Annotated in this window: 20 protein-coding genes; 13 read left to right on the forward strand and 7 right to left on the reverse strand. The window is 71.9% G+C overall.

Annotation, left to right across the window (positions count from 1 at the left end):
- The first annotated feature begins 9 nt into the window (after window positions 1–9).
- The 5 genes from meaB to AWC30_RS02420 all read left to right on the forward strand — a co-directional run bounded on the left by meaB (window position 10) and on the right by AWC30_RS02420 (window position 4,459).
- A complete protein-coding gene (gene meaB, locus AWC30_RS02400) occupies window positions 10–987 on the forward strand; it encodes a methylmalonyl Co-A mutase-associated GTPase MeaB (protein WP_085108642.1) in 978 nt (325 codons plus the stop codon).
- Between the two features lie 52 nt (window positions 988–1,039).
- Window positions 1,040–2,302 (forward strand): esterase/beta-lactamase LipL, encoded by a 1,263-nt coding sequence (lipL, locus tag AWC30_RS02405; protein WP_372507136.1) that lies wholly within the window; start codon window positions 1,040–1,042, stop codon window positions 2,300–2,302.
- Window positions 2,303–2,387: 85 nt separating this feature from the next.
- On the forward strand, window positions 2,388–2,828 hold the full coding sequence (locus tag AWC30_RS02410; RefSeq protein WP_085108339.1) for an OsmC family peroxiredoxin: 441 nt from the start codon (window positions 2,388–2,390) through the stop codon (window positions 2,826–2,828).
- 18 nt (window positions 2,829–2,846) lie between these two features.
- Window positions 2,847–3,305, forward strand: a complete 459-nt coding sequence (locus AWC30_RS02415; RefSeq protein ID WP_085108341.1) for a hemerythrin domain-containing protein — start codon at window positions 2,847–2,849, stop codon at window positions 3,303–3,305.
- A 17-nt stretch (window positions 3,306–3,322) separates the two neighbouring features.
- A complete protein-coding gene (locus AWC30_RS02420; RefSeq protein ID WP_085108344.1) occupies window positions 3,323–4,459 on the forward strand; it encodes an NAD(P)H-dependent flavin oxidoreductase in 1,137 nt (378 codons plus the stop codon).
- Window positions 4,460–4,466: 7 nt separating this feature from the next.
- On the opposite strand, the gene AWC30_RS02425 is transcribed toward AWC30_RS02420, so the two are convergent.
- On the reverse strand, window positions 4,467–4,688 hold the full coding sequence (locus tag AWC30_RS02425; protein ID WP_085108644.1) for a dodecin: 222 nt from the start codon (window positions 4,686–4,688) through the stop codon (window positions 4,467–4,469).
- A 66-nt stretch (window positions 4,689–4,754) separates the two neighbouring features.
- Here AWC30_RS02425 and AWC30_RS02430 point away from each other — a divergent pair, with 66 nt between their 5' ends.
- From AWC30_RS02430 to AWC30_RS17695, 5 genes are all read left to right on the forward strand, one after another.
- Window positions 4,755–5,441: a DUF5642 family protein gene (locus tag AWC30_RS02430; protein ID WP_085108347.1), complete on the forward strand. Its 687-nt coding sequence runs from the start codon at window positions 4,755–4,757 to the stop codon at window positions 5,439–5,441.
- Window positions 5,442–5,651: 210 nt separating this feature from the next.
- A complete protein-coding gene (ileS, locus tag AWC30_RS02435; RefSeq protein ID WP_085108351.1) occupies window positions 5,652–8,804 on the forward strand; it encodes an isoleucine--tRNA ligase in 3,153 nt (1,050 codons plus the stop codon).
- A gap of 19 nt (window positions 8,805–8,823) precedes the next feature.
- Window positions 8,824–10,167 (forward strand): DNA polymerase IV, encoded by a 1,344-nt coding sequence (locus AWC30_RS02440; RefSeq protein WP_109561898.1) that lies wholly within the window; start codon window positions 8,824–8,826, stop codon window positions 10,165–10,167.
- A gap of 58 nt (window positions 10,168–10,225) precedes the next feature.
- Window positions 10,226–10,522, forward strand: coding sequence for a hypothetical protein (locus AWC30_RS02445; protein WP_085108357.1), 297 nt, complete (start codon window positions 10,226–10,228; stop codon window positions 10,520–10,522).
- A gap of 16 nt (window positions 10,523–10,538) precedes the next feature.
- A complete protein-coding gene (locus AWC30_RS17695) occupies window positions 10,539–10,697 on the forward strand; it encodes a hypothetical protein (RefSeq protein WP_165756414.1) in 159 nt (52 codons plus the stop codon).
- Here AWC30_RS17695 and AWC30_RS17500 read toward each other — a convergent pair.
- Together AWC30_RS17500 and AWC30_RS02450 are read right to left on the reverse strand one after the other, a co-directional pair.
- Entirely contained in the window at window positions 10,690–10,872 is a 183-nt protein-coding gene (locus AWC30_RS17500) for a hypothetical protein (RefSeq protein WP_133053640.1), read from the reverse strand. The two genes, AWC30_RS17695 and AWC30_RS17500, sit on opposite strands and share 8 nt — an antisense overlap.
- Window positions 10,863–11,792: an asparaginase gene (locus AWC30_RS02450; RefSeq protein WP_085108360.1), complete on the reverse strand. Its 930-nt coding sequence runs from the start codon at window positions 11,790–11,792 to the stop codon at window positions 10,863–10,865. The genes AWC30_RS17500 and AWC30_RS02450 overlap by 10 nt, the downstream gene beginning before the upstream one ends.
- A gap of 57 nt (window positions 11,793–11,849) precedes the next feature.
- Here AWC30_RS02450 and lspA point away from each other — a divergent pair, with 57 nt between their 5' ends.
- Window positions 11,850–12,419, forward strand: a complete 570-nt coding sequence (lspA, locus tag AWC30_RS02455; RefSeq protein WP_085108646.1) for a signal peptidase II — start codon at window positions 11,850–11,852, stop codon at window positions 12,417–12,419.
- Window positions 12,416–13,342: an RluA family pseudouridine synthase gene (locus AWC30_RS02460; protein WP_085108363.1), complete on the forward strand. Its 927-nt coding sequence runs from the start codon at window positions 12,416–12,418 to the stop codon at window positions 13,340–13,342. Before lspA ends, AWC30_RS02460 begins: the two co-directional genes overlap by 4 nt.
- On the opposite strand, the gene AWC30_RS02465 is transcribed toward AWC30_RS02460, so the two are convergent.
- Entirely contained in the window at window positions 13,339–14,400 is a 1,062-nt protein-coding gene (locus AWC30_RS02465) for a beta-propeller fold lactonase family protein (RefSeq protein WP_085108365.1), read from the reverse strand. The two genes, AWC30_RS02460 and AWC30_RS02465, sit on opposite strands and share 4 nt — an antisense overlap.
- Window positions 14,397–14,618, reverse strand: coding sequence for a dodecin family protein (locus tag AWC30_RS02470; protein WP_085108368.1), 222 nt, complete (start codon window positions 14,616–14,618; stop codon window positions 14,397–14,399). Before AWC30_RS02470 ends, AWC30_RS02465 begins: the two co-directional genes overlap by 4 nt.
- 170 nt (window positions 14,619–14,788) lie before the next feature.
- Between AWC30_RS02470 and dnaE the strand changes: the two genes are divergently transcribed.
- Entirely contained in the window at window positions 14,789–18,322 is a 3,534-nt protein-coding gene (dnaE, locus tag AWC30_RS02475) for a DNA polymerase III subunit alpha (protein ID WP_085108371.1), read from the forward strand.
- Between the two features lie 11 nt (window positions 18,323–18,333).
- Here dnaE and AWC30_RS02480 read toward each other — a convergent pair whose 3' ends face one another.
- Window positions 18,334–19,071, reverse strand: a complete 738-nt coding sequence (locus AWC30_RS02480) for a fasciclin domain-containing protein (RefSeq protein WP_207568383.1) — start codon at window positions 19,069–19,071, stop codon at window positions 18,334–18,336.
- 81 nt (window positions 19,072–19,152) lie between these two features.
- Window positions 19,153–20,388 carry a metal-dependent hydrolase family protein gene (locus AWC30_RS02485; protein WP_085108377.1) on the reverse strand — a complete coding sequence of 412 codons (1,236 nt, stop codon included), beginning with the start codon at window positions 20,386–20,388 and terminating at the stop codon, window positions 19,153–19,155.
- Between the last annotated feature and the right edge of the window lie 30 nt (window positions 20,389–20,418).

Below are 20,418 nucleotides of genomic sequence, written 5' to 3' on the forward strand. Positions count from 1 at the left end.
GTGGCAGCGATCAACGACACCGTCGAAGACCTCGCGGCGGCGATCCGCGCCGGCGACCGGGCCGCGCTGCCGCGCGCCATCACGCTGGTCGAGTCGACCCGGGCCGATCACCGTGACCGCGCCCAGCAGCTGCTGCTGGAGCTGGCCGACGAGGCGGGCCGGGCCCGGCACATCGGGATCACCGGGGTGCCCGGGGTGGGCAAGTCCACCACGATCGAGGCGCTGGGCATGCACCTGATCGAGCAGGGTCACCGGGTGGCGGTGCTGGCCGTCGACCCGTCCTCGACCCGGACCGGCGGTTCGATCCTCGGCGACAAGACCCGCATGCAGCGGCTGGCGGTGCACCCGGACGCCTACATCCGGCCGTCGCCGACGTCGGGCACCCTGGGCGGGGTCGCCAAGGCCACCCGGGAGACGATCGTGCTGCTGGAGGCGGCCGGTTTCGACGTGGTGCTCGTCGAGACGGTCGGCGTCGGCCAGTCCGAGGTGACCGTCGCCGACATGGTCGACACGTTCGTGTTCCTCACCCTGGCCCGCACCGGCGATCAGTTGCAGGGCATCAAGAAGGGGGTGCTGGAGCTCGCCGACATCGTGGTGGTCAACAAGGCCGACGGCGACCACCTGGTGGAGGCGCGGTCGGCGGCACGCGAGCTCTCCGGCGCGCTCCGGCTGATCTATCCACGCGAAACTTTGTGGCGGCCACCGGTGTTGACGATGAGCGCGATCGAGGGAACCGGTGTCGCCGAACTGTGGGAGACCGTGGAACGTCATCACCGGGTGCTCAGCGACGCCGGGCAGTTCGAGTCGCGCCGCCGTGCGCAACAGGTCAACTGGACCTGGCAGATGGTGCGCGACACCGTGCTCGACCGGGTGCTGTCCAACCCGGCGGTCCGCCGGGCCCGCACCGAGGTGGAACAGCAGGTCGTCGACGGCACCCTGACCCCGGCACTGGCCGCGGAGCGGATCCTGCAGATCGCGTCCGGCTAACGGTTGGATAACTTCGGTTACGTTTGCTGGACGACGGGGTAGATTCACGCCCATGAGGCAACGCGGCCTTGATGGCGACCAGTTTGTGCTGCCCCGCGGGATGCATGGTGCGGCGGCTCCCGAATTCGCCTGCGCGGTGCGCACACTCAAGGCGATGTTCCCGGCCCGCAAGCTCGGCGGCGGTGCGCTGTCGGTCTATCTCGACGGTCGGCCGGTCGTGGACGTATGGACCGGCTACGCCGACCGCGCCGGTGAACGGCCCTGGGCGGCACAGACCGCGACGATGGTGTACTCGGTGACCAAGGGCATGGCCGCCACCGTCATCCACCGGCTCGCCGACCGCGGCCTCATCGACTACGACGCACCGGTCGCCGAATACTGGCCGGCGTTCGGCGCCAACGGCAAAGCCATGATGACCGTGCGGGAGGTGCTGGGGCACCGGGCCGGGCTGGCACATCTGCACGGGATCACCATGGCCGACCTGCTCGACCACGAGCGGATGGAGGAGCGCGTTGCCGCCGCCGCCCCCGACCGCCAGCTGGGCAAACCCTCCTACCACGCGTTGACGTTCGGCTGGCTGCTGTCCGGGCTGGCCCGCGCGGTCACCGGCACCGGCATGCGGGAGTTGATCCGCACCGAGTTGGCCGAACCGCTGAACACCGACGGGCTGCACCTGGGCCGCCCGCCCGCCGAAGCCCCCACCTGGCCGGCCGAGATCGTCATGCCGCAACGCGACCTGACCGTCCCGCTGGTCGGCCGCGCGCTGGCCCGGCTGGCGACCTCACCGGGCTCGCGGGCGCTGGGCGCGATCTACTTCCAGGGGGTGATCGGCTCGGTACAGGGCGAGGTCCCGGTGCTCGACACCGAGGCGCCGGCGCTCAACGGGGTCGCCACCGCCCGCGGGCTGGCCCGGATGTACGGCGCGATCGCCAACCGCGGCCGCCTCGACGGCGTGCAGTTCCTCTCCGAGCGGCTGGTGGACCAACTGACCGGCAAGCCCTCGCTGCGCCCGGACGGCAACCTCATGGTGCCGCTGCCGTTCCACCTGGGCTACCACGGGGTGCCCTACGCGCTGCCCGGCTTCGGGCACGTCGGCCTGGGCGGCTCGGTGGGCTGGGCCGACCCGGGCAGCGGGCTGTCCTTCGGGCTGGTCCACAACCGGCTGCTCACCCCCTTCATCGCGGCCGATCAGACCGGGTTCGTGGCGCTGGGCAACGTGATCCGGCGCGCGGCGGCCCGACTGCGGCGCCGCGCGGTCACCCCGGTCAGCGATTTCGGGGCGCCGTTCGCCCGGCCTGCGGAGGCCGCTGGCTAGCCGCCCGCCCATGGTCTAGGGTTTACCCAAGTCTGGTTTGTAACAATGCGGGCGCGTCCCGCTGGACCCAGTGCGGAGGAGACCCGTGAGCATCGCCGAACGCAGCACACAGACCACCTGGGAGGGGCCGCTCGCCTCGGGCACCGGCACCTTCGCCACCAGCAGCAGCGGCGCACTGGACGGCAAGCAGGTCACCTGGGCCGCCCGCACCGAGGCGCCCGGCGGCCTGACCAGCCCCGAGGAGTTGGCCGCCGCCGCCCATTCGTCGTGCTTCTCGATGGCGCTCGCCCTCAAACTGGGGGAGAACAAGACCCCGCCGCAGCGTCTGGACGTCACCGCCACCGTCACCCTCGAGGAGGTCGACGGCGCCCCCACCATCACCACCTCGGCACTGCAGGTCCGCGCCGAGGTGTCCGGGCTCGACCAGGACGCCTTCGCCGCCGTCGTCGACGACGCCGCCGCACTGTGCCCGGTCTCCCGACTGTTCGCCGGCGCGAAGATCACCGTCGACGCCAGCCTGGCCTGACCCGACCGAGGAGCACCCATGACCGAGTCGTCCCTGTCGGCGATCCTGGAGCGTGAACACCACGAGATCGACGCCGGCATCGAGGCTTTCGTCGCCGACGCCGACCCGGCGGCGCTGACCACCGCGCTCGACGCGCTGCGCAGGCACATCTACCTCGAGGAGGTGCTGCTGTTCCCGCCGCTGCGGGTCGGCGGGCTGATGATGCCGATCATGGTGATGATCCGCGAGCACGGCGAGATGTGGCAGCTGATGGACGCGCTGAGCGCCCGGCTCGCCGAGGGTGCGGACCCGGCCACACTGGCGCCCACCTGCCGCGAACTGCTGGCCCTGCTCGAACGGCACAACTCCAAGGAGGAGCCGGTCATCTACCCGCATGCCGACGCCGACATGCCCCCGCAGGCCGCGACCAAGTTGATGAAGTTCATCGAAACCGGCACCACACCGGAGGGTTGGGTCTGCCAGCAGGCGGCCGGCTGAGGCGGTAACCTCGAGCGATGCGGACCCGGGTGGCCGAGTTGCTCGGCGTGGAGTATCCGATCTGTGCCTTCAGCCACTGTCGTGACGTGGTGGCCGCGGTCACCAACGCGGGCGGGTTCGGGGTGCTCGGCGCGGTCGCCCACAGCCCCGAACGCCTTGAGACCGAACTGAGCTGGATCGAGCAGCAGACCGCCGGTCGCCCGTTCGGGGTGGACCTGCTGCTGCCGCCGAAATACGTCGGCGCCGAGGAGGGCGGCATCGACGCCGGCCGGGTCGCCCAGCTGCTGCCCGATGAGCACCGCGCCTTCGTCGACGACCTGCTCGCCCGCTACGACCTGCCGCCGGGTGCGCCCGGGGAGTCGGCGGCGGCGGCGCGCGGCGGTCTCAACGGTCTCAACGTGTCACCCAAGGGCTACCAGCCGCTGCTGGATGTGGCGTTCTCCCACGACATCTCGCTGATCGCCAGCGCACTGGGCCCACCGCCGCCGGGCCTGGTGAGTCGCGCTCACGACGCGGGCGTGGTGGTCGCCGCGCTGGCCGGCACCACCGGCCACGCCCGCAGGCACGCCGAGGCCGGTGTCGACCTCATCGTGGCGCAGGGCACCGAGGCCGGCGGGCACACCGGCGAGATCGCCACCATGGTGCTGGTCCCGGAGGTCGTCGACGCGGTGGCCCCGGTGCCGGTGCTGGCCGCCGGCGGCATCGCCGGGGGCAGGCAGATGGCGGCGGCGCTGGCGCTGGGCGCCGAGGGCGTGTGGTGCGGCTCGGTCTGGCTGACCACCGAGGAGGCCGAGACCCCGGCGGTGGTCAAAGAGAAGTTCCTGGCCGCCGAGGCCGCCGACACCGTGCGGTCGCGTTCGCTGACCGGCAAACCGGCCCGGATGTTGCGCACCGCCTGGACCGACGAGTGGGACAGCGCCGACGCCCCCGCCCCGTTGGGGATGCCCCTGCAGAACGCGCTGGTCGGCGACGCGCAGCGGCGGATCAACCGGGCCGCGGCGCAGCACGGCGCCAAGGCCGGCGAACTGGCCACCTACTTCGTCGGGCAGGTCGTCGGCGCGCTGGACACCGTCCGGCCGGCCCGGGCGGTGGTGCTGGCGATGGTCGAGGAGTTCATCGACGCCGTCGAGCGCCTCGACGCCGTTCTGGGCTGAGCGGCGATCAGCCCGGGGCGTCCTCCAGCCGGAAGCCGACCTTCATCGTCACCTGGAAGTGGCCGACCTCGCCGTCGGTGAGGTGGCCGCGAATCGACTCAACCTCAAACCAATTCAGCCCGCGCATCGTCTCCGACGCCCGGGCCAGGCCGTTGCGGATCGCCGCGTCGACACCGTCGGGGGAGCTGCCCACGATCTCGATGACGCGGTAGGTGTTGTTCTCGGTCATCATCACCCTTTCTGCCGATGGCCTCCACGGTATCGTTGGGCGGTCACCCGACGAGGGGAGTTCGCGATGCCGCGGGGTGCCACCGTTGTCATCACCGTCGCGCTGACCGCGGCGGCCACCGCCGGCTGCGGATCCGGCGGGCACGACGCCACCCCCGGCCCGGCCGACACCGGCGACACCAGCGACACCAGCTACGACATCACCCGCATCGGCACGGTGGCCGACGCTTTCCCGCCCGGGTTCGCCGTCACCGAGATCCCGCTGACCACCCTCACCGAGGAGCAGGCCGCCGGACTCGGCGGCATCAGCGACACCCTCTCGTCGCTGACCTTCGACCCGCCGGAGTGCAACGGCATGCTCAAGAGCCCGCACGTGGTGGCCGGCGGCCGCACGCAGGGCGTGCTCGCCGAGGGGCCCCAGGAGATCACCGTCATGGCCGCCGAGTCGGCCGATGCCGGCGCGGACGCCGCGCTGCGCACGGGCTGCGACCACGTGACGATCCGCTCGCCCGGCCTGGCGGAGGGCACCATCGACCGGATCCCCAGCCCCGACATCGACGGCGTCACCACCGCCGGCCTGCGCAGCCACCTCGACGTGACGCTGGGGGAGCACACCCAGACGCTGGACCGGATCGCCTTCCTCGCGCCACTCGACGAGCGGACCGCGGTCATGGTGCTCGGCGCCGCCGACCCGGCGCTGCTGTCCGACCTGCTGGTGCAGGGGGTCGCCGCGGTGCGCGGCGCCACGCCGTAGAATCGGCCCAGCGGCGTCGATCCGGCCATCACCGGGGAGCCTTCGGAAGAACGGCCGAACCGGCCCAGTAGAACCGAACGGGTGGGCCCGTCACAGCCCGAAGTGAAGCGGCCGCACCGGACCGGCGCGGCAAGCGGGGTGGTACCGCGGCGCTCGCGCACCGGCGCGTCGTCGTCCCCGCGCCAGGACAGGCGCAGGAGACGGCAGAGCGTGACAGAACACAGCTACCCCAGGGTGGCGGCGGGCACCCCGGACTTCCCGGGGTTGGAGAACGACGTGCTGGCCTACTGGGCCGCCGACGACACCTTCCGCGCCAGCATCGCCCGCCGCGCCGACGCCGAGGAGTACGTCTTCTACGACGGGCCGCCGTTCGCCAACGGGCTGCCGCACTACGGGCACCTGCTCACCGGCTACGTCAAGGACATCGTGCCGCGGTACCGCACCATGCGCGGCTACCGGGTGGAGCGCCGGTTCGGCTGGGACACCCACGGACTGCCCGCCGAACTCGAGGCCGAACGCCAACTGGGCATCACCGACAAGTCCCAGATCGATGACATGGGCATCGCCGAGTTCAACGCCGCCTGCCGCGACTCGGTGCTGCGCTACACCGACGAATGGCGCGCCTACGTGACCCGCCAGGCCCGCTGGGTCGACTTCGACAACGACTACAAGACCCTGGACCCGACCTTCATGGAGTCGGTGATCTGGGCGTTCAAACAGCTCTACGACAAGGGGCTGGCCTACCAGGGCTACCGGGTGCTGCCGTACTGCTGGCGCGACGAGACCCCGCTGTCCAACCACGAACTGCGGATGGACGACGACGTCTACCAGAGCCGCCAGGACCCCGCCCTGACCGTCGGGTTCCGGGTCGCCGACGGCGCAGGCGAGGTGGCAGGCGAGCTCGCCGGCGCCCACCTGCTGGTGTGGACCACCACCCCGTGGACCCTGCCGTCGAACCTGGCGGTCGCGGTCGGCCCCGACGTCACCTACCTGCACGTCGCGGCCGGGGGGCGCCGCTACCTGCTGGCCGAGGCCCGGCTGGCCGGGTACGCCCGCGAACTCGGTGAGGAACCCGAAATCCTGGGCAGTTACCCCGGTGCGGACCTGGTCGGGCTGAACTACCTGCCGCCGTTCCCGTACTTCGCCGACGCGCCCAACGCGTTCCGGGTGCTGGCCGCCGACTTCGTCTCCACCGAGGACGGCACCGGCATCGTGCACCTGGCGCCGGCCTACGGCGAGGACGACAAGGCCACCACCGACCCGGCCGGGATCACCCCGGTCACCCCGGTGGACGCCAAGGGCCGCTTCGACACCACCGTGCCCGACTACGCCGGCCAGCACGTCTTCGACGCCAACCGGGCGATCATCCGCGACCTGAAGGACGGCACCGGACCCGCCGTGGTCGGCGGCCCGGTGCTGCTGCGCCACGAGACCTACGAGCACTCCTACCCGCACTGCTGGCGCTGCCGCAATCCGCTGATCTACAAGGCGGTGTCCAGCTGGTTCATCAAGGTCAGCGAATTCCGGGACCGCATGGTCGAACTCAACGAGCAGATCACCTGGCACCCCGAGCACGTCAAACACGGCCAGTTCGGCAAATGGCTGGCCGGCGCGCGGGACTGGTCGATCTCCCGGAACCGCTACTGGGGCACCCCGATCCCGGTGTGGGTCTCCGACGACCCGGCCTACCCGCGGGTGGACGTGTACGGCAGCCTCGACGAACTCGAACGCGACTTCGGGGTGCGCCCGGACAACCTGCACCGGCCCTACATCGACGAGCTGACCCGGCCCAACCCCGACGATCCGACCGGCGCGTCGACGATGCGGCGCATCCCCGACGTGCTCGACGTGTGGTTCGACTCCGGGTCGATGCCGTTCGCCCAGGTGCACTACCCGTTCGACGACGCCGAGTGGTTCGACGGGGGAGACGGCACCGAACCGCATTTCCCCGGCGACTTCATCGTCGAGTACATCGGCCAGACCCGCGGCTGGTTCTACACCCTGCATGTGCTGGCCACCGCTCTGTTCGACCGCCCGGCGTTCAAAACCTGTGTCGCACACGGCATCGTGCTGGGCTCCGACGGGCAGAAGATGAGCAAGTCGCTGCGCAACTACCCCGACGTGTCGGAGGTGTTCGACCGGGACGGCTCCGATGCCATGCGCTGGTTCCTGATGGCCTCACCGATCCTGCGCGGCGGCAACCTCGTCGTCACCGAGGCGGGCATCCGCGAAGGGGTGCGGCAGGTGATGCTGCCGCTGTGGAACGCCTACAGCTTCCTGGCCCTCTACGCGCCGAAACCCGGTGTGTGGCACACCGATTCACCGCACGTGCTGGACCGCTACATCCTGGCCAAACTCGCGGTGCTGCGCGACGACCTGACCGCCGCACTGGACCGGGCCGACATCTCGGTGGCCTGCGACGAGTTGCGGCAGTTCACCGACGCGCTGACCAACTGGTACGTGCGGCGCTCCCGGTCCCGGTTCTGGACCGAGGACAGCGACGCCGTCGACACCCTGCACACCGTGCTGGAGGTGACCGCGCGGCTGGCCGCCCCACTGCTGCCGCTGACCACCGAGACCGTCTGGCGCGGGCTGACCGGGGCGCGCTCGGTGCACCTGACCGACTGGCCCGAGCCCGACGCGCTGCCGGCCGACCCGGACCTGGTCACGGCGATGGACCTGGTGCGCGACGTCTGCTCGGCCGGCTCGTCGCTGCGTAAGGCCAAGCAGCTGCGGGTGCGGCTGCCGCTGCCGAAACTGACCGTGGCGGTGGACGATCCGCAGCAGCTGGCGCCGTTCACCGGGCTGATCGCCGACGAACTCAACGTCAAGGCCGTCGAGCTCACCGACGACATCGCCGGGTACGGCCGGTTCGTGCTCACCGTCAACGCGCGGGTCGCCGGGCCCCGGCTGGGCCGCGACGTGCAGGCCGCGATCAGGGCGGTCAAGGCCGGCGAGGGCACCGTCAACGAGGACGGCACGCTGCGCGCCGGGCCGGTGCTGCTGCAGCCGGGGGAGTACGACTCCCGGCTGGAGGCCGCCGACCCCGAGTTCACCGCCGCGCTGCCCGGCGGCGCCGGGCTGGTGGTGCTCGACGCCACCGTCACCCCCGAACTGGAAGCCGAGGGCTGGGCCAAGGACCGCATCCGGGAGTTGCAGGAGCTGCGCAAGTCGTCCGGGCTGGAGGTCTCCGACCGCATCACGGTGATGATGGCCGTCCCCGAGGCCCGCAGCCGGTGGGCGGCCGATCACCGCGACCTGATCGCCGGGGAGATCCTGGCCACCGGTTTCGAGTTCGCCGACCCCGGGCCCGACGCGGTCGAGATCGGTGACGGCGTGCGGGTCACGATCCGTAAGGCGTGACCGCCCTAGCATGACCGGTGTGGCCGGCCGCTGGGTTCTGCACCTGGACATGGACGCGTTCTTCGCCTCCGTGGAGCAGTTGGCCCGCCCGACCCTGCGCGGCCGCCCGGTACTGGTCGGCGGGCTCGGCGGGCGCGGCGTGGTGGCCGGCGCCAGCTACGAGTCCCGGGTGTTCGGGGCGCGCTCGGCGATGCCGATGCATCAGGCCCGCCGGCTCGTCGGTGCGGCCGCGGTGGTGCTGCCGCCGCGCGGCACCGTCTACCGGGTGGCCAGCGCCCGGGTGTTCGCCGTGGTGCGCGGGCTGATCCCGGTCGTCGAACAGCTCTCCTTCGACGAGGGCTTCGGGGAACCGGCCGAGCTGGCCGGCGCCGACGTCGCCACGGTGCGCGCCTTCTGCACCGAACTGCGGGCCCGGGTACGCGCCGAGACCGGCCTGGTGGCCTCGGTGGGTGCCGGGTCGGGCAAGCAGGTCGCCAAGATCGCCTCGGATCTGGCCAAACCCGACGGGCTGACCGTGGTGGACCCGGCCGAGGAACTGGCGCTGCTGCATTCGCTGCCGGTACGCCGGCTGTGGGGGATCGGCCCGGTGGCCGAGGAGAAGCTGCACCGGCTCGGCGTGGACACCATCGGCGCGCTGGCGGCGCTGTCGGACGCCGAGGTCGCCGACATCCTGGGCGCCACCACCGGCCCGGCGCTGCACCGGCTGGCCCGCGGCATCGACGAGCGGCCGGTGGCCGAACGCGCCGAGGCCAAACAGATCAGCGCCGAATCCACCTTCGCCGCCGACCTGACCACCCTCGAGCAGTTGCACGAGGTGATCGGCCGGATCGCCGAACACGCCCACCGCCGGCTGTGCCGCGACGGCCGCGGCGCCCGCACCGTGACGGTGAAGCTGCGCAAATCCGACATGGACATCCTGTCCCGCTCGGCGACCCTGCCGTACGCCACCACCGAGGTCGCCACCCTGCTCGGGGCGGCGCGGCGGCTGCTGCTCGACCCGCAGCAGGTCGGCCCGATCCGGCTGCTGGGGGTGGGGTTCTCCGGGCTGACCGAGGTGCGGCAGGAGTCGCTGTTCCCGGGCCTGGAGGCCCTGGACGTCCCGGCGGCGCCGGCCGTGACCCCCGCCCTGGCCGCCCCGGTCGAGACCGAAACCGGTTGGCGCATCGGCGACGACGTGACCCACCCATTGTTCGGGCACGGCTGGGTGCAGGGCGCCGGGCACGGCCGGGTGACGGTGCGCTTCGAGACCCGGACCACCGGGCCGGGACCGGCGCGCACCCTGGCCGTCGACGATCCCGACCTGGCTCCGGCCGACCCGGTGGCCAGCCTGGACTGGCCGGCGCAGTTCACCGCCGGACCGTGACGGCCGCGACCGAAATTCCGTGTCCGGCACCCTCGTCCGGCGGTGTTAGCGTGAGGCCATGTTCACGAACGTGATCCGACTCGGTGTGGTGGCGTTGGCGGCCGGAGCGGTGGCGGTGTCGAGCGCCGGTGTCGCCGATGCCTGGCCGACCACCGTCACCCCGGAGATGCAGCAGTACATCGACAACGCCCGCGGCGCGGGCGCGACCGGCGACGACGACACGCTGCTGTCCCAGGGCTATCTGGCCTGCCGGCTGCTCTACACCGGGCAGGGCGTGGCCGCGGCCGAGGCGGCCACCAGCCCGGCGGTGGTGGGCGCCGCGCGCGGCATGCTGTGCACCCAGGCGCCCGGCTGAGCGAATCACGCGCCCCATGCATATGTTCGGCGGTTTCTGGATCGACGTCATCATCGGCTTCGTGGCGGGGCTGATCGTGGCGGTCGTCCTGTATCTCATCAACAACGACCTGACCGCCGATACCGAATCGCGTGCCTGCCCGACCGATTCGGTCGACGCCGCCGCGGTCAGATGATCCAGCGGTCGATGGCGACCATCAGCACCGTGCCGACCAGCAGGCCGGCGCAGAACGCCAGCGCCGAAATCTGATAGATCAGGTACTCCAGCATGCCGGCGCCCCAGTTGTAGAACGACAGCTGCTCCCGCAGTGTCTTCTTCCGGTAGTGCCTGCCGCCCACCGCTACCCCCACCGCTCGATCGCCTCGGCCACCGGCACCCCGGCGGCCAGCGCCGCCATCATCAGCACCCGGGCCTGCGACGGGCGCAGCCGCGGCACCAGCACCGCCCCGGCGTCCAGCAGCGCGCGGCCCGGGCCGTAGGCGGGGCGGACCTGCCCGCCTGCCACCCGGGTCGAGACCGCCACCGTCACCCCGGCCGCACAGTGCCGGGCCACCGCCTCGATGACCGGCGGCCCGGCGTTGCCGGTGCCCAGCGCCTCGAGCACCAGCCCGCGCGCCCCGGCGGCCACCCCGGCGTCCAGCGCCGTGCCGTCGGCGCCGGGGTAGACCGCGACGATGTCCACCCGCGGCGGATCGGCCGCCCCGGCCAGCTGCGGGCGCTCCTTGGCCGCGGTGAACTCGACCGCGCCGTCGACCACCGCCCCGAGCACCGGGCCGGCGAACCCGACCAGTTCGGTGGTGGTGGTCTTGACCACCCCGAGCGGGGCCAACACCCGCCCGGCGAAGCACACCAGCACGCCGCGCCCGGCGGCGTCGGGGCTGGTGGCCACCGCCAGCGCGTCACGCAGGTTGCCCGGCCCGTCGGCGTCGGGGGCGTCGCCGCTGCGCTGCGCCCCGGTGACCACCACCGGCGCCGCGCCGGCGTAGGTCAGCTCCAGCCACAGCGCGGTCTCCTCGATGCTGTCGGTGCCGTGGGTGACCACCACCCCGCCGTCCCCGGCCGCGGCGGTCACCGCCGCACCGATCCGCTGCCAGTCCACCGGGGTCAGCGCCGCGCTGTCGGCGGCCAGCAGGTCGACCACCCGCACCGGCCGGTCGCCGGCTAGCCCGGCGACCAGCTCCGCGCCGGAGCGGGTGGGGCGCAGCACGCCGTGCCCATCGTCGCTGGTGGCGATCGTTCCTCCGGTGGTGATGACGGTCAGGGTGGACATGGCCCGATCATCCCCCACGGCGTCGGCGGCGAACCCGGTTGGGGGATGATGGGAACCGTGGCCGACGAATCAACGGACTCCGCGGAGACCGCGAGCGCTGCGACCAGCGACGACGCCGCGACCAAACCACCGCGCCGGCTGCGGCTGCTGCTGTCGGTGGCCGCGGTCGTGCTCGCGGTCGACATCGTCACCAAGGTGCTGGCGGTGCGCCTGCTCACCCCCGGCCAGCCGGTGTCGATCATCGGCGACACCGTCACCTGGACGCTGGTGCGCAACTCCGGGGCGGCGTTCTCGATGGCGACCGGCTACACCTGGCTGCTCACCCTGATCGCAACCGGCGTGGTGGTCGGCATCGTGTGGATGGGCCGTCGGCTGGTGTCGCCGTGGTGGGCGATCGGGCTGGGCATGATCCTGGGCGGCGCGATGGGCAACCTGGTCGACCGGTTCTTCCGCTCCCCGGGCCCGCTGCAGGGCCACGTGGTGGACTTCCTGTCGATCGGCTGGTGGCCGGTGTTCAACGTCGCCGACCCGGCCGTGGTCGGCGGCGCCATCCTGCTGGTGGCGCTGTCACTGCTCGGCTTCGACTTCGACACCGTGGGACGGCAGCAGGCCGACACCCCGAAATGACCGACCGGGCGATGCCGGTGCCCGAAGGCCTGGCGGGCATGCGGGTGGACGCCGGGCTGGCCCGGCTGCTGGGCCTGTCGCGCACCGCGGTGGCCACCATCGCCGAGACCGGGGGAGTCGAACTCGACGGCTCGCCGGTGGGCAAATCCGACCGGCTCACCGCTGGGGCGTGGCTGCAGGTGCGGCTGCCCGAGCCGGCCGCGCCGCCGCAGAACACCCCGGTCGAGGTGGAGGGCATGACGGTTCTCTACTCCGACGAGGACATCGTCGCGGTGGACAAACCGCCCGGGGTGGCCGCGCACGCCTCGGTCGGCTGGACCGGCCCGACGGTGCTCGGCGGGCTGGCCGCCGCCGGCTACCGGATCACCACCTCCGGGGTGCCGGAGCGCCAAGGCATCGTGCAGCGGCTGGACGTGGGCACCTCCGGGGTGATGGTGGTGGCGCTGTCCGAACGGGCCTACACCGCGCTGAAGCGGGCGTTCAAGGCCCGCACCGTCGAGAAGCGCTACCACGCCCTGGTGCAGGGCCACCCGGACCCGTCCAGCGGCACCATCGACGCACCGATCGGGCGGCACCGCGGCCACGACTGGAAGTTCGCGGTCACCGAGCGCGGCCGCGACAGCCGCACCCACTACGACACCCTGGAGGCGTTCGTCGCCGCCAGCCTGCTCGACGTGCACCTGGAGACCGGCCGCACCCACCAGATCCGGGTGCACTTCGCCGCCCTGCACCACCCGTGCTGCGGGGACCTGACCTACGGCGCCGACCCGGTGCTGGCCGGCACGCTGGGCCTGGAACGGCAATGGCTGCACGCGGTCTCGCTGGCGTTCACCCATCCCGGCGACGGCCGCCGGATGGAGATCACCAGCGAGTACCCGGCCGACCTGGAACACGCGCTGGCGGTGCTGCGCGCCCGCGGTTAGGCCGGCGGGGGCACGTCCAGCGGCAGCACGTCCACGCTGGCCGAGCTCGGCGGGAACGGCGAGTAGCTGATCCCGGCCGGGTGCGCGCCGACCGGGACGGTGGTGTCCTCGGCGGGCGGGTCCAGGGCGACCACCGAGACGGTGTCGTCGGCGCTGTTGGTGACCCAGGCGTGGCTGCCCGCCTCGTCGACGGTCACCCCGTGCGGCCCGGTGCCGGTGGCCACCGATTGGCGCACGGTCATCGCGGCGGTGTCGATCAGCGACACCGTGGTGCCGGGCTTGTCGGGGGTGCCCTCGTTGGCCGAGAGCACGGTGGCCCCGTCCGGGGTGAGCGCCAGCTGCACCGGGACGGCCGGGACCCCGACCGATCCGACCACCTCGCGGGTCTGCAGGTCCACCTTGACCACCGACGGCGGGTCGGCGACCCCGGCGTAGCCGTGCCTGCCGTCCGGGCTCACCGCCACCTGTACCGTTCCCGGCCCCACCGGGACCGAGCCGGTGACCGTGTCGGTGGCCGGGTCGATCAGATCCAGCGCCCCGCTGCCGGTGTTGGCGACCACCAGCACCGAACCGTCGGGCGCGGGCCGCAGCCCGTGCGGGCTGCCGTGCACCTCGATGCGGCCCAGCGGCTGCAGCCCGGGCGCCTGGTAGACCCAGACGGCCCCGTCGTCGGCGGCCGTCACGTAGACCTTGCCCGCGGTCTCCACCACGTGCGCCGGGTGCGCGCCGGTGCGGGCGATCCCGGTGACCGAGTAGGTGACCGGGTCCAGCGCCACCACGGTGTCGTCGGCCTGCACCGCGTAGACCGTCATCCCGTCCGGGCTGACCTGCACGTTGTGCGGGTTGACCAGCCCGGTGAGGGTGACGGTGACGGTGCTGCTCGCCGCGTCGATGACGGTGAGGCTGTCGGCGCCGTCGTCGGCCACCCACACCGAGCCCACCGCCGGGCTGGCGGTGGGCGCCGTGCTGCTCTCCGAACCCGACCGGTCACCGGCGTCGCACCCGGTCGCCAGCCCGAGGGCCAGCGCCGCGGCCAGCGCGACCAGCCGGCGGCTCACTGCGCGGAGTTCTGCGGCGGCCTGATCTTGAACGAGATCCGCAGCTTGGTGCGGTAGGTGATCTTGCCGGCTTCGTCGAGGGCCATGTCCTGTTCGACGACCTCGGCGACCCGGACGTCGTGGATGGTGTGCTGGGCCCGACGCACCGCCTCGGCCGCCGCGTCCTCCCACGACACCGGGCTGGTCCCGATCAGCTCGGTGACCTTGTACACGCTCATTCGCTGCCTCCTCAAGCTTCCGCGAACCCTCAAGCTAGAACAGGTGGGGCGGTGCTGTCCGGGCAACCCCGGATTCCGTCGCGGCGCGCCCGGGGTGGGCCGGGGCCGGCCCGACACACGGGGCCGACACGCCCGACCGCGTCGGAGGCCGAGCCTAGACTGGGCTGCCTATGGACCGTTCCTTCGTGCATCTGCACAACCACACCGAGTTCTCGATGCTCGACGGTGCCGCGAAGATCGGCCCGATGCTGGCCGAGGCGCAGCGCCTCGGCATGCCCGCGGTCGGCATGACCGACCACGGAAACATGTTCGGCGCCAGCGACTTCTACAACGCGGCCACCGACGCCGGGATCAAACCGATCATCGGGGTGGAGGCCTACGTCGCGCCCGGCTCCCGGTTCGACACCAAACGGGTGCGCTGGGGCGACCCGAGCCAGAAGAGCGACGACGTCTCCGGCAGCGGCGCCTACACCCACCTGACCATGGTCGCCGAGAACGCCACCGGCCTGCGCAACCTGTTCAAGCTGTCCTCGCTGGCCTCGTTCGAGGGCCAGCTGGGCAAGTGGTCGCGGATGGACGCCGAGATCCTCGCCGAGCACTCCGCGGGCATCATCGCCACCACCGGCTGCCCGTCCGGGGAGGTGCAGACCCGGCTGCGGCTCGGGCAGTTCCGGGAGGCGGTGGAGTCGGCCGCCATGTGGCGGGAGATCTTCGGGCCGGACAACTACTTCCTGGAGTTGATGGACCACGGCCTGCAGATCGAGCAACGGGTGCGCGACGGCCTGCTGGAGATCGGGCGGACACTCAACATCGCGCCGCTGGCCACCAACGACTGCCACTACGTGACCCGCGACGCCGCCCAGGGCCACGAGGCGCTGCTGTGCATTCAGACCGGCAAGACCCTGTCGGACCCGACCCGGTTCAAGTTCGACGGCGACGGCTACTACCTGAAGTCGGCCGCCGAGATGCGGGCGCTGTGGGACCAGCAGGTGCCCGGCGCCTGCGACTCGACCCTGCTGATCGCCGAGCGGGTGGAGTCCTACGCCGAGGTGTGGACCCCGCGCAACCGGATGCCGGTCTTCCCTGTGCCCGACGGCCACGACCCGGCGTCCTGGCTGCGCCACGAGGTCGACGCCGGGCTGGCCGCCCGGTTCCCGGCCGGGGTGCCCGACGGCTACGCCGAGCGGGCCGGCTACGAGATCGAGGTGATCTGCAACGCCGGGTTCCCGTCCTACTTCCTCATCGTCGCCGACCTGATCAACTACGCCCGGTCGGTGGGCATCCGGGTGGGGCCCGGCCGCGGCTCGGCCGCCGGGTCGCTGGTGGCCTACGCGCTGCGCATCACCGACATCGACCCGATCCCGCACGGTCTGCTGTTCGAGCGGTTCCTCAATCCGGAACGCACCTCGATGCCCGACATCGACATCGACTTCGACGACCGGCGCCGCGGTGAGATGGTGCGCTACGCCGCCGACAAGTGGGGCAGCGACCGGGTGGCCCAGGTCATCACCTTCGGCACCATCAAAACGAAAGCGGCGCTGAAGGATTCGGCGCGGGTGCACTACGGGCAGCCGGGTTTCGCGATCGCCGACCGGATTTCCAAGGCGCTGCCGCCGCCGATCATGGCCAAGGACATCCCACTGTCGGGGATCACCGATCCGACCCACGAGCGGTACAAGGAGGCCGCCGAGGTCCGCGGCCTGATCGACACCGACCCCGACGTGCGCACGATCTACCAGACCGCGCTGAGCCTGGAGGGGCTGGTCCGCAACGCCGGGGTGCACGCCTGCGCGGTGATCATGAGCTCCGAGCCGCTCATCGACGCGATCCCGCTGTGGAAGCGCCCGCAGGACGGCGCGATCATCACCGGCTGGGACTACCCGTCGTGCGAGGCGATCGGCCTGCTGAAGATGGACTTCCTCGGGCTGCGCAACCTGACCATCATCGGCGACGCCATCGACAACATCAAAGCCAACCGGGGCATCGACCTGGACCTGGAGTCGGTGCCGATGGACGACCCGGCCACCTATGAACTGCTGGGCCGCGGCGACACGCTCGGGGTGTTCCAGCTCGACGGCGGTCCGATGCGCGACCTGCTGCGGCGCATGCAGCCCACCGGGTTCGACGACATCGTCGCGGTGCTCGCGCTGTACCGGCCCGGCCCGATGGGCCAGAACGCGCACAACGACTACGCCGACCGCAAGAACGGCCGCCAAGCGGTCAAACCCATCCACCCGGAGCTGGCCGAGCCGCTCGCGGAGATCCTGGCCGAGACCTACGGGCTGATCGTCTACCAGGAACAGATCATGCGGATCGCGCAGAAGGTGGCCGGCTACTCACTGGCCCGCGCCGACATCCTGCGCAAGGCGATGGGCAAGAAGAAGGCCGAGGTGCTCGAGGCGGAGTTCTCCGGCTTCTCCGAGGGGATGACGGCCAACGGGTTCTCCACCGCGGCGATCAAGGCGCTGTGGGACACCGTGCTGCCGTTCGCCGGGTACGCGTTCAACAAGTCGCACGCCGCCGGCTACGGCCTGGTCTCCTACTGGACCGCCTACCTGAAGGCCAACTACCCGGCGGAATACATGGCCGGGCTGCTGACCTCGGTCGGCGACGACAAGGACAAGGCGGCGGTCTACCTGGCCGACTGCCGACGGCTGGGCATCACCGTGATGCCGCCCGACGTCAACGAGTCCGGGATGAACTTCGCCTCGGTGGGCTCCGACATCCGCTACGGGCTCGGCGCGGTGCGCAACGTCGGCACCAACGTGGTCAACGCGCTGATCGCCAGCCGCACCGAGAAGGGCAAGTTCACCGACTTCTCCGACTACCTGAACAAGATCGACATCGCCGCCTGCAACAAGAAGGTCACCGAGTCGCTGATCAAGGCCGGCGCGTTCGACTCGCTCGACCATCCGCGCAAGGGCCTGTTCCTGGTGCACGCCGACGCGGTGGAGTCGGTGCTGGGCACCAAGAAGGCCGCCGCGATGGGCCAGTTCGACCTGTTCGGCGGCGGCGACGCGGCCGGCGGCGACGCGGTGTTCACCATCCGGGTGCCCGACGAGGAGTGGGACGACAAGCACAAGCTGGCGCTGGAACGCGAGATGCTCGGCCTGTACGTCTCCGGGCATCCGCTGACCGGGGTGGCGCACCTGCTGGCCGCCCAGGTCGACACCCAGATCCCGGCGATCCTGGAGGGCGCGGTGGCCAACGACTCGCAGGTGCGGGTCGGCGGCATCCTGGCGTCGGTGAACCGGCGGGTCAACCGCAACGGCATGCCGTGGGCGTCGGCGCAGGTGGAGGACCTCACCGGCGGCATCGAGGTGATGTTCTTCCCGCACACCTATTCCGCCTACGGCGCCGAGATCGCCGACGACGCGGTGGTGCTGGTCAGCGGCAAGGTGCGCATCCAGGACGACCGGATCGCGCTGATCGCCAACGAGCTGGTGGTGCCGGACTTCTCCGCCGGGGCGGCCGACCGGCCGCTGGCGGTGAGCCTGCCGACCCGGCAGTGCACCATCGACAAGGTCAGCGCGCTCAAGCAGGTGCTGACCCGCCACCCGGGCACCGCTCAGGTGCAGCTGCGGCTGGTCAACGGCGACCGGGTGACGGTGCTGGAGCTGGACTCCTCGTGGCGGGTCACCCCGTCCTCGGCGCTGATGGGCGACCTCAAGGCACTGCTCGGGCCGGGCTGTTTGAGCGGCTGAACCGCCCGGGCTCAGCCGTCCTGCGGTTCGGCCTCCGCGGTCGCTGACACCTCGGTGGTCTCCGGCGCGTCGGTGGCCTCGGTGGGCTCGGTGGCCTCGGTGGGCTCAGCCGTTGTCGCGGCCGGGGCACCCGGCGCCCGGTCCGGGTCGAGCACCTCGTCGATGATGTAGATCTGGGCGTTGCGGGCCTGGATGCCGCCGCAGACCACCTTGGCGGTGTCGTTGACCTCGATGTCGCCGCCCTTGCCGGTGATCTTGATCAGCGCGCCGTCCTGGGTGGGCCGCTGCCCGTGCACGTCGTCGGGGCCGAGCAGGCCGAGGAACACGTGGTAGTAGCCGAACCGGGTCAGCTCCTCGACACTGGATTCCTTCAGCGCCTGCAGCTTGGCCGGCGGCATCGCCGCGAACGCCTCGTTGGACGGGGCGAACACCACATACAGCCCGTTTTCCAGCACCGGGATGATGTTGGCGCCCGGGTTGACCCCGCCGGCGATCAGCGAGTTGAACGTGGAGATCTCCGGGATGGCGGCCAGCGCCGGGCCGACGGTGCCGCTGTTGAGGCTCTTCCAGTCCGGCACCGCCTTCTTGAAGTCGTCGCAGCCGGGGCCCTGCGGGTCGGGGATCCGCGCGACCGGCGTGGTGGGCTCGGTCTGCGGGTCGGCGCCCGCGGTCACGGCCAGCGGCAGCGAGACCGCGAGCGCGGCCACCGCGGCGGCCACTCCGAGTGTTTTCCCGGCACGAAACTTCACAATCGACTCCTTCGTCAGGTCGTAAGGCATGGTAAGGGCAGCCCGTATCCGTAACCAAAGTCGCGTCGCGGCGCGGATTCGTTACGCGGGGCGCCGGTGAATGGTGCCGGCCTTCATCACGAAGTCCACCCGGCCGGTCACCGTGATGTCGGTGAGCGGGTCGCCGGGCATGGCCACCAGGTCGGCGGTCTTGCCCGCCGCGATCACCCCGAGGTCGTCGCGGCCCAGCAGGTCGGCGGCGGTGCTGGTGGCGGCGCGCAGCGCCCGCAGCGGGCTGATCCCGGTGGAGACCATCGTCGGGAACTCCCGCCAGTTCTCGGCGTGGTCGAACATGCCGGCGTCGGTGCCGAAGGCGATCCGCACGTCGCTGTCGGCCAGCCGTTCCGCGGCTTCCAGCAGCGGCCCGCGGTAGCGGCGCATCTTGCGCAGCGCGTGCTCGGGCACGTCGGCGAAGAACGGGTCGTCGGGCTCGCGCCGGGCGCCGGTGAGGATCGCGTACTGGGTGGGCACCAGGAACACCCCGGCGTCCTCGATCATCCGCAGGGTCGCCGACGAGGCCAGGTTGCCGTGCTCGATGCTGCGCACCCCGGCCCGCACCGCACGACGGATGCCCTCGTCGCCGTAGCTGTGCGGGGTGGCGGGCACCCCCAGGTCGGCGGCGGTGGCCACCAGCGCCGTCATCTCCTCCTGGCTGTAGGTGGCGTGGCCGGGATCGTCGGTGGGGGAGGCGAACCCGCCGGTGGCGGCGAACTTGATCCAGTCCGCCCCGGCCCGGATCTCGCTGCGCACCCGCCGCTGGATCTCCGCAGCGCCGTCCGCGGCGGCCAGCTCCAGCGGCCGCGCCGGGTCCTGGTACTGGTCGGCGAGCAGCCCGCTGAAGTCGCCGTGCCCGCCGCGCGCGGACAGCAGGTGCGGCGCCACCATCATCCGGGGTCCCTCGATCAGGCCGGCGGCGACGGCGTCGCGCAGGTCCACGGTGGGGTACCCCAGGTCGCCGCAGCCCAGGTCGCGGATGGTGGTGAAGCCGTTGTGCAGCAGCGTGCGCAGCACCGGCAGTGCCGCGAGGGCTTTGGCGGTGGGCGACTCGGCGGCCAGCGCGGCACTCAGCGGCGGACGGACCGCGACGTGGGTGTGGCAGTCGATGAAACCGGGGCACAGGGTGTGCCCGGTCAGGTCCACCACGGTCGCCCCCGGCGGCGCGGGCGCCGGGTCCCCGACCGCGCCGATGCGCTCGCCGGTGACCAGCACATCACGGCGCACCGCGGTGTCGGTGAGCCCGTCCCACACCGCGGCGCCGGTGATCAGGATGGCGGTCATCAATCCACGCTAGGCGGCCGCGGCCGCTAC

Origin of the sequence: Mycolicibacillus trivialis (assembly GCF_002102395.1) — a bacterium.
Lineage (GTDB): Bacteria > Actinomycetota > Actinomycetes > Mycobacteriales > Mycobacteriaceae > Mycobacterium > Mycobacterium triviale.

Coding starts and splice junctions, on each gene's coding strand:
- lipL (WP_372507136.1), top strand. CDS start 1,040: ATGAGGCAACGCGGCCTTGATGGCGACCAGTTTGTGCTGCCCCGCGGG.
- AWC30_RS02415 (WP_085108341.1), top strand. CDS start 2,847: ATGACCGAGTCGTCCCTGTCGGCGATCCTGGAGCGTGAACACCACGAG.
- AWC30_RS02420 (WP_085108344.1), top strand. CDS start 3,323: ATGCGGACCCGGGTGGCCGAGTTGCTCGGCGTGGAGTATCCGATCTGT.
- AWC30_RS02425 (WP_085108644.1), bottom strand. CDS start 4,688: ATGACCGAGAACAACACCTACCGCGTCATCGAGATCGTGGGCAGCTCC.
- AWC30_RS02430 (WP_085108347.1), top strand. CDS start 4,755: ATGCCGCGGGGTGCCACCGTTGTCATCACCGTCGCGCTGACCGCGGCG.
- AWC30_RS02445 (WP_085108357.1), top strand. CDS start 10,226: ATGTTCACGAACGTGATCCGACTCGGTGTGGTGGCGTTGGCGGCCGGA.
- AWC30_RS17695 (WP_165756414.1), top strand. CDS start 10,539: ATGCATATGTTCGGCGGTTTCTGGATCGACGTCATCATCGGCTTCGTG.
- AWC30_RS02450 (WP_085108360.1), bottom strand. CDS start 11,792: ATGTCCACCCTGACCGTCATCACCACCGGAGGAACGATCGCCACCAGC.
- AWC30_RS02460 (WP_085108363.1), top strand. CDS start 12,416: ATGACCGACCGGGCGATGCCGGTGCCCGAAGGCCTGGCGGGCATGCGG.
- AWC30_RS02470 (WP_085108368.1), bottom strand. CDS start 14,618: ATGAGCGTGTACAAGGTCACCGAGCTGATCGGGACCAGCCCGGTGTCG.
- dnaE (WP_085108371.1), top strand. CDS start 14,789: ATGGACCGTTCCTTCGTGCATCTGCACAACCACACCGAGTTCTCGATG.
- AWC30_RS02485 (WP_085108377.1), bottom strand. CDS start 20,388: ATGACCGCCATCCTGATCACCGGCGCCGCGGTGTGGGACGGGCTCACC.